The organism is Hyphococcus flavus, from assembly GCF_028748065.1.
GTDB classification, from domain to species: domain Bacteria; phylum Pseudomonadota; class Alphaproteobacteria; order Caulobacterales; family Parvularculaceae; genus Hyphococcus; species Hyphococcus flavus.
Map to the genome: position 1 here is coordinate 211,216 of NZ_CP118166.1, position 15,054 is coordinate 226,269.

16 protein-coding genes are annotated in these 15,054 nt (G+C 56.1%); 2 read left to right on the plus strand and 14 right to left on the minus strand.

The window, feature by feature from the left end:
• Positions 1-26: 26 nt before the first annotated feature.
• From PUV54_RS01145 to PUV54_RS01185, 9 genes are read right to left on the minus strand one after another with little or no spacing between them, the layout of a single operon-like run.
• Positions 27-272 (minus strand): DUF1467 family protein, encoded by a 246-nt coding sequence (locus PUV54_RS01145; protein ID WP_274493678.1) that lies wholly within the window; start codon positions 270-272, stop codon positions 27-29.
• On the minus strand, positions 269-1,933 hold the full coding sequence (locus tag PUV54_RS01150; RefSeq protein ID WP_274493679.1) for a ribonuclease J: 1,665 nt from the start codon (positions 1,931-1,933) through the stop codon (positions 269-271). Before PUV54_RS01150 ends, PUV54_RS01145 begins: the two co-directional genes overlap by 4 nt.
• The gene (locus PUV54_RS01155; protein ID WP_274493680.1) at positions 1,933-2,703 is read right to left on the minus strand and encodes a type III pantothenate kinase; all 771 of its coding nucleotides are present in this window, start codon (positions 2,701-2,703) and stop codon (positions 1,933-1,935) included. Before PUV54_RS01155 ends, PUV54_RS01150 begins: the two co-directional genes overlap by 1 nt.
• A 10-nt stretch (positions 2,704-2,713) precedes the next feature.
• Entirely contained in the window at positions 2,714-3,454 is a 741-nt protein-coding gene (locus PUV54_RS01160; protein WP_274493681.1) for a biotin--[acetyl-CoA-carboxylase] ligase, read from the minus strand.
• Entirely contained in the window at positions 3,455-4,906 is a 1,452-nt protein-coding gene (gene nuoN, locus PUV54_RS01165; protein ID WP_274493682.1) for an NADH-quinone oxidoreductase subunit NuoN, read from the minus strand.
• A complete protein-coding gene (locus PUV54_RS01170; RefSeq protein ID WP_274493683.1) occupies positions 4,906-6,486 on the minus strand; it encodes an NADH-quinone oxidoreductase subunit M in 1,581 nt (526 codons plus the stop codon). Before PUV54_RS01170 ends, nuoN begins: the two co-directional genes overlap by 1 nt.
• Positions 6,483-8,648: an NADH-quinone oxidoreductase subunit L gene (gene nuoL / locus PUV54_RS01175; RefSeq protein WP_274493684.1), complete on the minus strand. Its 2,166-nt coding sequence runs from the start codon at positions 8,646-8,648 to the stop codon at positions 6,483-6,485. Before nuoL ends, PUV54_RS01170 begins: the two co-directional genes overlap by 4 nt.
• A 15-nt stretch (positions 8,649-8,663) precedes the next feature.
• Positions 8,664-8,972, minus strand: a complete 309-nt coding sequence (nuoK, locus tag PUV54_RS01180; protein ID WP_337999190.1) for an NADH-quinone oxidoreductase subunit NuoK — start codon at positions 8,970-8,972, stop codon at positions 8,664-8,666.
• A 3-nt stretch (positions 8,973-8,975) separates the two neighbouring features.
• The gene (locus PUV54_RS01185) at positions 8,976-9,614 is read right to left on the minus strand and encodes an NADH-quinone oxidoreductase subunit J (RefSeq protein ID WP_274493686.1); all 639 of its coding nucleotides are present in this window, start codon (positions 9,612-9,614) and stop codon (positions 8,976-8,978) included.
• A 422-nt stretch (positions 9,615-10,036) separates the two neighbouring features.
• Here PUV54_RS01185 and PUV54_RS01190 point away from each other — a divergent pair, with 422 nt between their 5' ends.
• Both PUV54_RS01190 and PUV54_RS01195 read left to right on the plus strand, forming a co-directional pair.
• The gene (locus tag PUV54_RS01190) at positions 10,037-10,741 is read left to right on the plus strand and encodes a DUF3108 domain-containing protein (RefSeq protein WP_274493687.1); all 705 of its coding nucleotides are present in this window, start codon (positions 10,037-10,039) and stop codon (positions 10,739-10,741) included.
• 199 nt (positions 10,742-10,940) lie between these two features.
• Positions 10,941-11,573, plus strand: a complete 633-nt coding sequence (locus PUV54_RS01195; RefSeq protein ID WP_274493688.1) for a hypothetical protein — start codon at positions 10,941-10,943, stop codon at positions 11,571-11,573.
• Positions 11,574-11,585: 12 nt separating this feature from the next.
• On the opposite strand, the gene nuoI is transcribed toward PUV54_RS01195, so the two are convergent.
• From nuoI to PUV54_RS01220, 5 genes are all read right to left on the minus strand, one after another.
• Positions 11,586-12,074 carry an NADH-quinone oxidoreductase subunit NuoI gene (nuoI, locus tag PUV54_RS01200; RefSeq protein ID WP_274493689.1) on the minus strand — a complete coding sequence of 163 codons (489 nt, stop codon included), beginning with the start codon at positions 12,072-12,074 and terminating at the stop codon, positions 11,586-11,588.
• Between the two features lie 2 nt (positions 12,075-12,076).
• Positions 12,077-13,165, minus strand: coding sequence for an NADH-quinone oxidoreductase subunit NuoH (gene nuoH, locus PUV54_RS01205; protein WP_274493690.1), 1,089 nt, complete (start codon positions 13,163-13,165; stop codon positions 12,077-12,079).
• A 94-nt stretch (positions 13,166-13,259) separates the two neighbouring features.
• Entirely contained in the window at positions 13,260-13,952 is a 693-nt protein-coding gene (locus PUV54_RS01210; protein WP_274493691.1) for a head GIN domain-containing protein, read from the minus strand.
• Positions 13,953-14,071: 119 nt separating this feature from the next.
• Positions 14,072-14,212, minus strand: a complete 141-nt coding sequence (locus PUV54_RS01215) for a hypothetical protein (RefSeq protein ID WP_274493692.1) — start codon at positions 14,210-14,212, stop codon at positions 14,072-14,074.
• A 158-nt stretch (positions 14,213-14,370) separates the two neighbouring features.
• Positions 14,371-15,024, minus strand: coding sequence for a head GIN domain-containing protein (locus PUV54_RS01220; RefSeq protein ID WP_274493693.1), 654 nt, complete (start codon positions 15,022-15,024; stop codon positions 14,371-14,373).
• Positions 15,025-15,054: the final 30 nt, after the last annotated feature.

Sequence of the window (15,054 nt, forward strand, 5' to 3'; positions counted from 1 at the left end):
TGAAACTGTCAGCATCAATGACAGCGTTAATCTCTAAAATTGAAAACGCCGCTCAGGATGATCGCGACGGTGATAAGCCAGAGAACACCCGACACTTTAGTCGCCAGCCACATCTTCTTTTTGATGTGCGGTTCGGTCGGCGCGCCGGGATCCGCGCCCTTTACGCCATCATCCTGGGCTTCCCAGCGCCCGGTGATGTCTCGCGGAAGGACCGCCAGAAACGCGACCCACCACCAGATGATATAAATGACGATTGCGCCGGCAATGTTCATGATCCGAGCCTCAATATGTGCGTGACGATCAGCGGCCTCTTACCCCAGACTTCATCAAAATAGACACGCGCCGCCCTTTTGACGGCCAATGCAACGGCTTCGTCGTCCTTACGCTTCGTTCGCGGCAGATCGTTAACCGCCTCATCGATCTCATCAGCGAGTTCCGCTGCCGCATCGGGCGCGTCATCCGCCCAGACAATGCCGGCCCCGTCAGCGGCAACCACATCAGCAAGCTCTCCTTTTTTATCAAACGCCAGAGACACGAAAAGCGCGCCTGCATAGGAAAGCTTGCGCCGCTCGCGCATGGCGGCGGCGCCGTCAGGCAACAACACGTCTCCATCTAGATACATACGGCCCGCGGGAACCTCATCAATGCGTTCAGGACCGTTTGGCGCGATGCGGATAAGATCGCCATTACGGGGTGCGAAAGATTTTTCAGCGCCTAGCTCCAGCGCAAATTCCGCATGTTCTTCGAGATGCCGCGCCTCTCCATGAACGGGGATGGCTATTTCCGGCCGCGCCCATTCGTACATTGAGCGTAATTCTTCGCGACAAGGATGACCGGAGACGTGCACAAACTCATCTTTCTCGGTGATGATTTTGACGCCAAGTTCAACGAGATCGTTCTGCAGATTGTAAATCTCTCGATCGTTTCCGGGTATGATCTTCGACGAAAAGATCACCGTATCCCCTTCGGACAAGGTAAGATCGCGATGATCGTTTCTGGCGATGCGTGACAGCGCCGCACGCGGTTCGCCCTGCGAGCCTGTGCACAAGTAAAGCACATGTTCGCGCGGCAGGTGCCCTGCATCCTTCGGCTCAACAAAGGACAACCCTTCAGGCAGCAACCCTGTCTCGCGAGCGGCATCGACAATGCGCAGCATGGAACGCCCGAGAAGACATACGCTGCGATCTGCCGCCGCAGCCGCTTCGCAGATGGAAACAACACGGGAGACATTCGAAGCGAAGGTCGTGACGGCCACCCTGCCCAGCTGCTCTGCGATCAATTTGGTGAGTGATTTTTTCACCGCCGATTCCGAACCGGACTCGCCCGATGACAAGACATTGGTGGAATCGCAGACCATGGCGAGAAGTCCGTCATCGCCCAGTTTTTTGATTGTCCCGCTGTCAGTTACAGGGCCCAATGCGGGCGAAGCGTCAATTTTCCAGTCGCCAGTATGCAATACGGTTCCAAGGTCAGTTCGCAAAATGACGCCGCTTGGTTCCGGGATTGAATGCGTGAGCGTGACATATTCAATATCAAACGGCCCCAGCTTGAACCGCGCGTTCATATCTATAACATTCAGTTCGTAATTGGTTTCTTCATATTCTTCGAGCTTGCGCGCCACCAATGCCGCCGTAAAAGGCGTTGCGTAAATCGGACAGCCAAGCTTCGGGGCAAGCAACGCGACAGCGCCGATATGGTCCTCATGACCGTGCGTCAGCAACAACCCATGCAGCGCCTCTTTTTCTTCGAGAATATAGGTCGGATCCGGACAAATCAGATCAACTCCGGGTGTTGACAGGTCGCCAAACATGACGCCGCAATCGATCATCACCCATTGCCTGTTCGCCGGCGTGCCGAACCCATAAAGGTTCATGTTCATGCCGATCTCGCCCGAACCGCCAAGCGGCAGGAAGACAAGTTCCTTACGCGACATTATTTGGCCTTCAGCCGTTTTGAGATTTCAAGCAGTCCACGAATGGTCAGATCATGGTCGAAGATGTCAATCGCCTCAGTCTGCCCTTCGAACAAAGACGCAATGCCGCCGGTTGCGACGACTTTGATCGGTTTCGCGTATTCCTTTTTTATCCGCTCGATCAGTCCGTCGATCAAGCTGACATAACCCCAGAAAACGCCAGTCTGCATGGCGCCGACAGTATCCGTTCCAATGACCTTATCCGGTCTCTCTATGGCGATGCGCGGCAGACGCGCCGCCGCCTCATGCAACGCCTGCATTGAAAGATTGATGCCCGGCGCGATCACGCCGCCCTCGAAAGCGCCATCCGAGCCGACAATGTCGAAGTTTGTCGCCGTGCCTGAGTCGACAACGACCAAAGGGCCGCCATGGGCGGTAAACGCGCCCACAGCATTGACCAATCTGTCGGCGCCAGCTTCGGACGGTTTGTTAATCCGAACCTCAACGCCTGGAATATTGTGATGACCAATAACGAACGGCTCGCAGTTGAAATAACGACGGGATAAATTGCGCAAGTGGAATAAGGACTGCGGCACCACGGTCGAGATGATGCATTCAGAAATATCCGTCAGCTTTTGTCCGTGAAACTCCATCAACTGCGAAAGCCAGACCGCATATTCGTCAGCCGTGCGCGTTGTGGAAGTCGAAGCGCGCCATTGCGCGACCGGTTCGTCGCCTTCAAAAAGCGCGATCACGGAGTTGGTATTGCCGACATCGATGGCGAGTAACATTGGCCTTGCCTTAACTTTTCTTTCCGGGCGCTGTGAAAAACACCTCGCCCGCTGCAATTGTCCGCTTTCCTTCGGCCAAGCGCAACTCCAGGGCGCCGGTTTCATCGAGCCCGGCAAAGACGCCTTTCAGCTCCTCGTTTGGCAGGCGAACGGTGATTTCCTCGAAAACGCCCGCTGCACTGCTCAGCCATTGCTGGCGGATTGGTTCAAAGCCTTGCTCCCGCCACTCTTTGTAAATGCGCCAGAAATGCGTATCGAGGATTTCAGCAAAGGCAGCCGGTTCCGGCAATTCGTCGCTATGATCCATCAGCCGTGTGGTCGGATACGGCATGCCCTCAGGCGCCGTCACCATGTTGACGCCTATGCCGATGGCGAGATGTGCGCCTAAGTTTTCAAGCAGAATTCCAGCGCATTTCGCTCCATCAATCAGCACATCATTTGGCCATTTGAGTTTGATTTTTTCTGCAGAAGTGAATTCTTCAAGCGTTTCAGCAAGCGCCAGAGCGACAATAAACGAAACCTGTCCCAGATTTTCAGCGGGACCAGCAGGTTCGAAAAACAGGCTTCCCGCGAAATCACCCGTTCGCTGTTCCCACGCGCGCCCGCGCCGCCCATAGCCACCGGTCTGGGTTAGCGCAACGATCCAGCGCGGACCGTTCTCTCCCGCTTCAACTTGGCGCTTTGCTTCAAGGCTTGTGGAATCAAGCGTGTCGAAAAGCTGAAAGTCTGTTCCGGAGGTTAGTCGCGGCACTTAAAAGAGCGACGCCGCCGCAAGCCCGGCGATGTCAATCAGCGGGCCAATGAACACCGTCAGCACCGGGAACATCAACAGCGCCGAGCCCCAGGCCGCAACAGTCAGCGTTGGGCCGGCATCACGTTCAAACGCCGGGGCCGGTTCGTCGAACCACATGAACCAGACAATGCGCAGATAGTAGAAAGCGGATATGGCGCTGGCGATGACGCCTACGACGGCGAGCCAGATGAGGCCAGCGTCAACAGCAGCGAGAAAGACGAACCACTTTCCGAAGAACCCTGCCGCTGGCGGCACGCCTGCAAGCGAGAACAACAACACGGTCATAATCAGCGCCATTGGAGCATTGGTGCGCGAAAGCCCGGAGAGGTCTGATATATTTTCCGTCATGCCGCCGCGACGGCGCATCATCAAGATCACTGCGAAGGTGCCGATGGTCATGACAATATAGATAGCCATGTAGATCAGGACGGACGAGACCCCTTGCGTCGTACCGGCAGCAAGCCCGACCAGCGCGTAGCCCATATGGCCAATTGATGAGTACGCCATCAGGCGCTTGATGTTGGTCTGTGCAATCGCTGAAAAGGCGCCGACCGCCATGGAAGCGACGGCAATGAGCGCGATGACCGGCTGCCAGTCGGTTAGAACGCCTGGGAAGGAAACAGTCAGCGCACGCGCAAACAACGCCATGCCCGCAAGCTTTGGCGCGGCGGCGAAGAACGCAGTCACCGGCGTCGGCGCGCCCTCATAAACGTCAGGCGTCCACATGTGGAACGGCGCGGCGGAAACCTTGAACGCGAGGCCGGAGATCATGAAGATGAGACCGATGACGAGGCCGGTATTCTGATCCGTTGAGGCTGCAACACTGGCAATACCTTCAAAAGTTGTCGTGCCGGTGAAACCGTAAACAAGTGAAGCGCCGTACAGCAAAAGGCATGACGACAAGGCGCCAAGCACAAAATACTTTAACCCCGCCTCCGTCGAGCGGCGGCTATCGCGATTGAATGAGGCGAGAATGTAAAGCGCTAGGCTTTGCGTTTCGATCCCCATGTAAAGCGATATCAGGTCAGTCGCCGACACCATAAGCGACATGCCGAGAACCGCGAGCACAATAAGCACGGGATATTCGAACCGGCCGAGTTTTTCGCCGGCGAGATAACGGTCAGACATCAAAATGGCGAACGCCGCCGCGCCATAAATCAGGACCTTGGCGAACTTCGCGAAAGCATCGATCTGAAACGCGCCGTTGAATAGCGACACATTCTGTTGCGCGCCGGGAGAAAAAATCACCAGCACGCCTGCGAAAACAAGAAGCGCGACGGACGCCAGCGAAACCTGTCCGGCGGCTTTGTCACCTCGAAAAACACCGTAGATCAACAGAGCCATGGCGCCGATCGCCAGGGCAAGTTCCGGGTAGGTAAAAGTCAGGGTTTGAGCGAGGCTGAGTTCCATTACATCACCCCGCCTGCGGCAAGTGCCGCATTGTAATTGTTGATCAACAAATCCACTGCCGGTGAAAACACGGTGAGCGCAGGCCCCGGGTTGAAGCCAAGATAAAGCGCGAACGCCATAAGCACGCCCAGAGACAATAATTCGCGCCGGTCCACATCAGGGATAGACATCAGCGCTTCCTTGGTGAGATCCCCGTACACAACCTGACGATAAAGCCGTAGCGCATAGGCAGCGGAAAGGATCACGCCAAATGCAGCAAAGAATGCAATCCACGAATTCACTTTAAACGCGCCCGTCATGGCGAGAATCTCGCCAACAAAACCGCTGGTGCCCGGAAGGCCAACATTCCCCAGCGTAAAGAACAGGAACAAAAACGCGTAGATCGGCATCCGGTGCACGAGCCCGCCATAAGCGGCAATCTCTCGCGTATGCATGCGGTCATAAACAACGCCGACACATAAAAAGAGCGCGCCGGAGATAAAGCCGTGCGAGAGCATCTGGAAAAGCCCCCCCTCAATCCCCTGCTTCGTGCCAGTGAAAATGCCCATGGTGACGAAGCCCATGTGAGCGACGGAGGAATAAGCGATCAGCTTTTTCATGTCCTCTTGCGCCAATGCTACAAGTGACGTGTAGATGATGGCGATAATAGAAAGCGCATAGACGAGCGGCGCGAAATCGGCGCTCGCAATCGGGAACATGGGCAGAGAGAAACGTAAAAATCCGTAACCGCCCATTTTCAACAGGATCGCCGCCAGCACGACCGAGCCGGCCGTCGGCGCCTGAACGTGCGCGTCGGGCAGCCAGGTGTGCACCGGCCACATAGGCATCTTCACGGCAAACGAGGCAAAGAACGCAAGCCACAGCCATTTCTGGGCGCCCGCCGGGAATGCGGTTTGCTGCAAGGTCGGAATATCCGTGGTGCCGGCCTGCGCATACATCCACGCCATGGCGATCAGGAGCAGGAGCGAACCAAGCAGCGTATACAGAAAGAACTTGATCGCGGCATAAACACGGCTCGGCATTGAAACGCCGGCGAATTCTTTTGTGCCTTTTGATCCCCAAACGCCGATGATCAGGAACATCGGGATAAGGCTGCCCTCAAAGAAGAAGTAGAACAGGAACAGATCGAGCGCGCAGAAAACCCCGATCATCAGCGTTTCAAGAACGAGAAACGCGATCATGTAATCGGCGACACGCGACTTGATGGAGTGCCAGGACGCCAGCACGCAGATCGGCATAAAGAACGTGGTCAGCAGGACGAACAGGATCGAAATCCCGTCAACGCCCATCTTGTAACCGATGCCGCCGCCGATCCAGTCGAATTCCTCGACTAGCTGATAGCCGGCAATAGAAGGATCATAGAGCGCGTAAACGCCAAGCGAAACGAGAAACGTGCCGACGGCGGCGAGCATCGCCACCCACCGCGCAACATTATCAACCTGAGACTGTTCGTCTGAACTGACGGAACCATCTTCGTTGGCCTTCATCATCCATCGGCGCAGCATAATGAACGCGGCGCCAACCAGCGGCAGGAAGGTGACAAGGCTTAGCCAGTGCTGATCAGCAAAACTCTCGGTCATTGGCCGCCCCCGGCGCGAATAAGAATGAACGTCACGAGGATGGCGATGCCGACCAGCATGGCGAAGGCGTAGTGATAAAGATAACCGCTCTGCATTTTCACGATCCGGCGCGCGCCCGCGGCGACAGCAGCGGAGATGCCGTCAGGACCGACGCCGTCAATCGTCTTGCCGTCGCCGTCCTTCCACAGGAACCGGCCGATAGCGAGCGCGGGCTTGACCAGAATGAAATCGTAGATTTCGTCGAAATACCACTTGTTCTTCAGAAACGCGTAGATCATGCCACCCGGACGCAAAAGGCCCGGTTTCAGCGGATCGCCGCGCAGATAATGCCAGGCTGCCGAAAGCGTGCCAATCAGCATGGCAAGGAACGGCGACCACAAGACCCAAGCAGGGATATCGTGATGGCCGCCGCCGCCCGCTGCATCATGAGAATCTTCCGCCGCGTGATCGCCGGCAGGCGCGGCGGCATGTTCGCTCGCCGGTGCATGATCAGTTTCATCCGCATGCGTATCAGCCGCGCCGTGACCGTAGTCTGCACTTGCGTGCTCGCCCGCTTCAACATGATGTTCTTCCGCTGAGTAAAGCGCGCCGTTCCAGAACTGATCGGAATCCTTGCCGGTAAAATTCGGATAAAACGCCATGCCCGCGAACAGTGCGCCAACGGCCAGCGGCACGAGCGGCATCATCATTGTATCCGGCACCGCATGGGGATGCTTGCGGATATGCTCAGGCGCACGGCTCGGCCCCCAGAAGGTGAGGAAGATCAGCCGCCATGAATAGAACGCTGTCATCACCGCTGCGAGCAGGCCGAGGGTGAAGGCGAAATAGCCAAACGCCTTGCCGGCCTCGCCGCCGAAATAAGCCGCCTCGATGATCATGTCTTTGGAGACAAATCCGGCCGTACCGAATGGGGCGCCAAAGAGATAAAAGCCCGGAATACCGACACCGGTAATCGCAATGGTGCCGATGACCATCAGAATATGGGTGAAGGGCATTAGCGATTTGACGCCGCCCATCTTTTTAATGTCCTGCTCGTGATGCATGCCGATGATGACCGCGCCGGAGCCAAGAAACAAAAGCGCCTTGAAGAACGCGTGCGTAAATAGATGGAACATCGCCGCGTCATAAGCGCCAACGCCCGCCGCGAAGAACATGTAACCAAGCTGCGAACAGGTTGAGTAGGCAACGATCTTTTTAATGTCGTCCTGTAGAAGACCGACGGTCGCCGCAAAGAACGCCGTCACTGCGCCCACGAGCGTCACCAGCGCGGCGGCGCTCGGCGCGTATTCGAAAAAGACCGAACAGCGGCAGACGAGAAAGACGCCGGCGGTTACCATGGTCGCGGCGTGGATCAATGCGGAGACCGGCGTTGGGCCCTCCATGGCGTCCGGGAGCCAGGTGTGCAGGAGGAACTGCGCTGACTTACCCATCGCGCCGATGAATAAAAGCACGGAAATAACCGTCAGCGCATGCCAGTCATTGTCAAGGAAGTTGATGGTCAGTTCGCGGATCGGCGCGCCGGCCCCAGCATTCCACGGCGTTACGACTGCATTTGCAGCAACGGCGGAAAAAACCTCATCAAACTGGATCGAACCGAAGACATAATAAACCGCCATGATTCCGAGGGCGAAACCAAAATCCCCCACCCGGTTCACAACGAACGCTTTAATCGCCGCGTCGTTCGCAGACTTCTTTTTGAACCAGAAGCCGATGAGCAGGTACGACGCGAGACCAACCCCTTCCCAGCCGAAGAAGAGCTGCAGGAAGTTGTCCGCCGTCACCAGCGTTAACATCGCGAAGGTAAAGAGCGAGAGATAGGCGAAGAACCGCGACTGCTCGCCATAGTCCTTCATGTAGCCCATGGAATACATGTGCACGAGGAAGGAAACAGAATTCACGACGATCAGCATCACCGACGAAAGCGTATCGAGCCGCACCGCCCATTTCGCTTCAAATCCGCCCGATGCGATCCAGGTGAACAATTCAACAGTGCGGGCGTTGCCGCCGAGCGCGACATCGAAAAACAGAACCCATGAAATAATGGCGGCAACCAACAACAGACCCGTGGTGACGAATTCCGCCGCGCGATAGCCAGCAAGGCGGCCCACCGGCATCGCCAGCATGGCGCCGAACAAGGGCAGTAAAACGACTAACCTGTCCATCAGCGTGCCGGCCCTCTAGTTCTTCATGACGTTGGCTTCATCGACAGCGATATCGCCGCGATTGCGGAAAAAGGCGACAAGAATGGCGAGGCCTACGGCGGCTTCAGCCGCTGCAACGGTCAAAACCATAAACGCGAAAACCTGGCCCGTTAGGTCGCCCAGAAACTGCGAAAACGCCACCAGGTTGATGTTGACTGAAAGCAACATCAACTCAATCGACATCAGAATGACGATGACGTTTTTGCGGTTCAGAAAGATTCCCGCCATGCCGATAGCGAACAGGATCGCCGCAACAGAAAGATAATGTCCAAGGCCAATATCCAGCATTTATGAAAGCCCCTGCCCTGGCTTGATGTCGACAAGCTCGTAGCCTTCTTCACGCTTGCGGCCCACCTGTTTGCCTGGGTCCTGCTTCTTGATGCCGTCGCGCGTACGGAAGGTCAGAATGATCGCGCCGATCATGGCGACGAGCAGAACCATGCCCGCAATCTGAAAATAGTGAACGTAGTCGGTGTAAAGGATCAGCCCCAGAGACTCGATGTTATTCGGGCCATTCGGGTTTGTAATGGTCTCGGCTGCCGTCGGCGACGGGTGCGCGCGGGCCATTTCCGCATCAGAGGGAAACGCCCAGACCGCCACGACCATTATCAATTCAAAGACAACAATAGCGGCGAGCGCGCCGCCAATCGGCAGATACTGCAAAAACCCCTGTTTCATCTCGACGAAATCGACGTCAAGCATCATCACGACGAACAGGAACAGCACCGCAACGGCGCCGACATAAACAACCACAAGCACCATGGCGAGATATTCCGCGCCCATGAGCACGAAAAGACCGGCTGCGGAAATGAACGCTGAAATCAGAAAAAGAACCGAATGGACCGGATTCTTGGACGCAACCACCATCAGACCGGAGGCCACCGCGGCGAAAGCAAACAGGTAAAATGCAAAAGCGGCTAAAGTCATGATGAAACTACGGCGCGAAGTCCCCTGGTCAGTACCGACTCGTTAAAAAAACGCGCCGAATGGCGCTGCTAGATCGCCCGCCCGGCCAAAACAATGCGACTCACCGGCGCGGACGGCTTGGCGCGCTTTTAGAGGCTTCGGCGCCCATTTGCAAAGGTCCTACTGGCCTGTTTTCAGTGAAATTTGCGCCCATGAACGTAGTGGTCGTCTGCTGGCGCCAAAACAGCCGTTCAGTATTTCCCCAGAACGAGCATATGGGTCTCAGCGGAGATCGAAACCGCATTCGCGCCAGTCACACCTGGCAAGCCAGCACAGGTCATCCCGAAATTCACCCCGCCCACCGCTTTCAGGCCGCCTTACGGGCCTCCTCAGCGCGCTTTGACCTTAGGGTGATCCCGACAAACACTTTCAGGAGGGTCATGATGAAAAAACAACTGGGATTAATAGGCGCTGGCGTTTGCGTCTGGGCCGGAGCCGCTATGGCGGATCCGCTGCCCGTGGACAGGGACAAAGTCGAATTCGGCGAAATGACGTTCAGGCTGATGCTGGCCGGCGAAGAAAAAGGCGAAATGTTTTACGCACTGGAACAGCGTGATGACGTGCTCGTGTTGCATGATGGATCGACAATGATGCCGTCCACGCGCGAGTCGCTCACTGCCGTATTCGATGCGGAAACACTGGCGCCGCGCTCGATTGTACTCGACGCCGATTTCAGCCGCACGGTCCTGGACGCCGATCTTGAATTTACAGGCGGCAAGGCGACGGGGCTTTACCGGATCAAGCAGCCCGACCAGCTAGATAAAACAGATCGTCCGTTCGATCTCGAGATTCCTGAACACACGGTATTTCGCGGATCAGTGTTCGGCCTTGCTAGCGGCCTGCCTCTGGAAGAAGGCGACGTTTACAACATCAAATGGTTCGCGTCGCTGGCTGGCGCCGTGCAGGATGTCGAACTCGCCGTCGAAGGAGAAGAAACCGTAACGGTTCCGGCTGGCGAGTTCGAGACCATCAAACTGCATGTCAAAGCGCAACCTGAAAACATGATCTATGTCACCAAGGCGTCGCCGCGCCGCATCGTACGCATTGATGTGATCGGCATGGATATGGTTTTTGAACGGATGCCCTAGGAAAACAAAACGCTTGGGGTGTTTGAAGCTCAGAACTACCGTTTCATTCACCCCAAAAAGGCGGGCATTCGCGTCCCGGCGCTGGTAACTCGTCACAAAACCGCCTTGTGTCGCTCACTGCGCATAGCGGCTCTTTCCACACAAAAATAAATACAGACGCGATGCGCGATTATCGCGTCTTATGTGGAAAGGCTTTTTAATGATAAAACGAACGCTCGCAGCTTTGTCTCTCGTAATGACTGCTAATCCGGTCATGGCGCAAACCGATGGTGATTTCACGCATCCGTGCCGGGGAACCCCGTCATGGGCGCAAACTGATGCGCAATTCAGCGATTTCGACTTCTGGGTCGGCGAGTGGCACGTGTACGACACAAAGTCCGGCGAACTTCGCGGCTTCGACGATATCGAAAAGGTCCTCGAAGGCTGCGTGATCAAACAGCATTGGCGGCAAATGGACGACCTCTTCAGCGCTCAGGGTCTACCCTGGCGGCTGCAGGGAAATTCGCTCACGGGCATGGGTGCGGACGGCGTCTGGCGTCAGACATGGACGGATAACCATGGCGCTTTCATGGTGCTTGAAGGCGGCCTGAACGATAAAGGCCACATGGTCTTGACATCGGAGTGGCTGACTTTCCCCGCGCAGAACGGTCAGCTGCAAACCGTCCGCTATATCTGGAACTGGGACGCAGCAGACGACGGACTTACAATCCATAACTGGGGCTATGTTCAGGCTGGTGATGAAAACGGCGAGATGCGTCCGTACTTCGACATCACGTATCGTAAGAGCGTTAAAGGCAGCGCCGCCGCGAAAATTCGCGATCAAACAGACTAACGGAAATTCGGATTACCGATACGGTGCGTCGAGCTCGAGATTGCGTGCAATCTCGCGCTCCCACCGGTCGCCGTTCGCGAGCAGACGGTCCTTGTCGTAGAACAGCTCCTCGCGGGTTTCCGTGGCGAATTCGAAATTCGGCCCTTCAACGATAGCATCCACCGGGCATGCTTCCTCGCAGAACCCGCAATAGATGCATTTCGTCATGTCGATATCGTAGCGGGTGGTGCGCCGCGAACCATCGTCGCGCGGTTCCGCCTCAATCGTAATCGCCTGCGCCGGGCAGATCGCCTCGCAGAGTTTGCAAGCGATGCAGCGCTCCTCGCCATTCGGGTAGCGGCGCAATGCATGCTCGCCGCGAAAGCGCGGACTAAGCGGGCCTTTTTCAAAAGGGTAATTCAGCGTCGCTTTCGGTCGGAAATAATACTTCATCGCCAGAATGAACGCGCCGACAAAGTCAGCGAGCGCGAAACCTTTAATTGCTTGGGTTAATCTGGACATCTTTAGGACCTCCAGCTTTGCAGGTAATCAACGGCGCCCGGGAACATCAAGAGGAAACCGGACACGAGAACCACCCAGACAAGACACAATGGCAGGAAAATCTTCCAGCCGATGCGCATGAGCTGGTCATAGCGATAACGCGGCACGATCGCCTTCACCATGGCGAACAGGAAGAAGAAAAAGACCACCTTCAGGCAGAACCACAGGACAGGCATGGGACCGGCGTTGAGCCAGGGCGCCCAGGCGTCAGGAAGCGGCGAATGCCAGCCGCCAAAGAACAGCACCGTCAGCATGGCGCACATCAGAACGATATTCGCCAGCTCGCCGATCATGAACATGAGAAACAGCGTGGAAGAGTATTCCACCTGATAACCCGCAACGAGTTCTGATTCCGCTTCCGGCAGGTCGAAAGGCGGACGGTTGGTTTCCGCCAGCGCCGAAATGAAGAATACCACAAACATCGGGAAAAGCGGGATGAAGTTCCAGTGCCAGAAACCGCCGCCCGCGCGCGACTGACTGACGACAATATCGGATAGGTTAAGCGAGCCGACGAGCAGTAGCACCGTGATAATCACGAAACCGATGGAGACCTCGTAGGAAACCATCTGCGCCGCTGAACGCAGCGAGCCGAGAAACGGATATTTCGAGTTTGAGGCCCAGCCGCCCATGATCACGCCGTAAACCCCGAGCGAGGAAATGGCGAAAAGATAGAGGATGCCCACATTGATGTCGGAGCCAACGAGCCCGGGACCGACGGGGATAACCGCCCACCCGACCAGCGCCAGCACAAATGTGATGATCGGCGCGAGGATAAAGACGACCTTGTTGGCGCCCGCCGGGATGACGATTTCCTTGAAAACGAATTTCAACAGATCGGCGAAAGACTGCAGCAGACCAAAAGGACCAACGACATTAGGCCCCTTGCGCATCTGCACGGCGGCCCAGACCTTGCGGTCAAAATACATCAGGAACGCCTGCGCCAGAAGCAGCGTCACCAGGATCGCCAGCGCGCCAGCGGTTGTCGAAGCAAGCCACCAGCCCCATCCGAGGTCAGTCGGGCGCGTGACCAGATTTGTCCAGATCTCTTCCATGGGCCCGCGTCTTAGTGCGGATTGCGCCGCTAGTCACGGGGGAAAATGCGGGCCAATCAGTCGCGGATTGGCCCGCCCCGCCCTACGGGCCGGCTTATTTCACCGAAATGCTGGACAGGAACGTGGTGCTCTTCTCGACATTTCTGGGCGAGCCATAAACGCTTATGGAGCCGATTCCGTTAACCGAAGCATCGACGGACTCGCTGGCGTAGACACTGGCGTCGCCAATACCTGAAACTTCAACATCCACATCTCGGCATTCAAGATCGCGGGCATTCAGATCGCCAACGCCGGAAACGTCAGCATTAAACACGCCGCACGTACCCGAAACATTGAGATCACCCACACCAGACAGATCAACACTGAAGTTTTCACTCTCGACACCGCGCACGTCGGCGTCAGCAACACCGGCGATGTCTATAGCTTCAAGTATCGGCAGGTTAATTTCAGCGGTTAGTCCCATATCGCGCCAACGGCGTTTCGACTTGTTAAAACGGTCCTGATCAAGAACAAGCCGTCCGTTTTCTACGGAAACCTCCAGCCGCTCCATCTCTGATGGCGCGCCGGAAACGACGACGGAAAAATCTCCGCCGACACTGACGTTGATTTCATAAACGCCGGCGACATCTATCTGATCGAAATCCGAAACATCGATCGTCCGTGTAATGTCATTTGACTTATCGCGTTCGCTGATGTCGCCCAGCCCGCCAAACGCATGAATGCCCGCTGCAATAGCGATACCGACCGCCAGCAGCAAACCAATTAAAATACCAAAAAAGAGTCTCATGGGTCGCCTCCCGTCCTTTTCTTTCCCCATCATATATTAACACGCATCGGGACAAAACAAACGCGTTTTGTCGAAGATGGCGCGCTGTTCAGCGAATACGCTGCGTTGTTCCCGACGCTCTAGTCGTCGGAAAATGTTATGCTGAAGTCCTCGCCGCCGCAGGAGTTTCTGAAGTCTCCGTCACAAGCGATGTAGGCTGAGGCCGCGGCAATGCTGACCGCGAGCACCAATCCTATCAGTATGCCAAGTAAGATTTTCATTATTGTTCTCCTTTTCCGCCAAGGAAAATAGCACATCGCGGAAATCGAGAAATACGTTTCGCCGTCCATCGATCTCGGGTCAGCGCTAATACACGGAAAAATATAAACAGCGCCGCGAACTGTATTCACGGCGCCGATCACCAGTAATGCTGAGTGGTTTAGTGGATGGTAATGTCCGAAAACATGCTGTCTGACTTGTTTACCCGGCTCGGGGAGCCGTAAACATCAATATCGCCCATGCCGGAAATGTTCGCGTCGACCGCTTCGCTTGCAAAAACCGAAGCGCTGCCGACACCGGACACGTTAATGTCTGCTTCACGGCATTCAAGTTCGCGCGCATCGAGATCACCCACGCCGGAAACCTTGGCGTCGATCATGCCGCATTCACCGGCGATGCGGATATCACCTACGCCAGAAAGCGAAACGTCAAATCGGTCGATATCGACGCCGGAAATTTCACCATCGACAACGCCCGAGACCTTGAGCCCTGACAGCGACGGCATGGTGATCACCGCCTCAACCCCATGATCATTATCGCGACCGCCGCGCCAACGGCGATTTTTCTGGCCCAGGCCAAGTTCGCCGTTGCGGACTGACGCCTCAACGCGATCCAGTTCGTCGGCGGGACCGGAAAGTTCAATGGAAAAGTCGGACCCGACCCGGACGTCTATCTCATAAACGCCGGAAATCTTGATGCGTTCGAAGCCTTCGAGATCCAGCGTACGGCTCACCCGCTCGTCGTCGTCCGCGAGCGCCGCGCCTGCAATCGCAAGACCGAAAATACCTGCTGCAATTCCTGTGACTTTCATCATGATCGCCTCCCTGATACTGCGACCTTGGTA

Coding starts and splice junctions, on each gene's coding strand:
- PUV54_RS01190 (WP_274493687.1), top strand. CDS start 10,037: ATGAAAAAACAACTGGGATTAATAGGCGCTGGCGTTTGCGTCTGGGCC.
- PUV54_RS01150 (WP_274493679.1), bottom strand. CDS start 1,933: ATGTCGCGTAAGGAACTTGTCTTCCTGCCGCTTGGCGGTTCGGGCGAG.
- PUV54_RS01170 (WP_274493683.1), bottom strand. CDS start 6,486: ATGACCGAGAGTTTTGCTGATCAGCACTGGCTAAGCCTTGTCACCTTC.
- PUV54_RS01145 (WP_274493678.1), bottom strand. CDS start 272: ATGAACATTGCCGGCGCAATCGTCATTTATATCATCTGGTGGTGGGTC.
- PUV54_RS01195 (WP_274493688.1), top strand. CDS start 10,941: ATGATAAAACGAACGCTCGCAGCTTTGTCTCTCGTAATGACTGCTAAT.
- nuoH (WP_274493690.1), bottom strand. CDS start 13,165: ATGGAAGAGATCTGGACAAATCTGGTCACGCGCCCGACTGACCTCGGA.
- PUV54_RS01210 (WP_274493691.1), bottom strand. CDS start 13,952: ATGAGACTCTTTTTTGGTATTTTAATTGGTTTGCTGCTGGCGGTCGGT.
- nuoN (WP_274493682.1), bottom strand. CDS start 4,906: ATGGAACTCAGCCTCGCTCAAACCCTGACTTTTACCTACCCGGAACTT.
- PUV54_RS01220 (WP_274493693.1), bottom strand. CDS start 15,024: ATGATGAAAGTCACAGGAATTGCAGCAGGTATTTTCGGTCTTGCGATT.
- PUV54_RS01155 (WP_274493680.1), bottom strand. CDS start 2,703: ATGTTACTCGCCATCGATGTCGGCAATACCAACTCCGTGATCGCGCTT.
- PUV54_RS01185 (WP_274493686.1), bottom strand. CDS start 9,614: ATGACTTTAGCCGCTTTTGCATTTTACCTGTTTGCTTTCGCCGCGGTG.
- nuoL (WP_274493684.1), bottom strand. CDS start 8,648: ATGGACAGGTTAGTCGTTTTACTGCCCTTGTTCGGCGCCATGCTGGCG.
- PUV54_RS01215 (WP_274493692.1), bottom strand. CDS start 14,212: ATGAAAATCTTACTTGGCATACTGATAGGATTGGTGCTCGCGGTCAGC.
- nuoI (WP_274493689.1), bottom strand. CDS start 12,074: ATGTCCAGATTAACCCAAGCAATTAAAGGTTTCGCGCTCGCTGACTTT.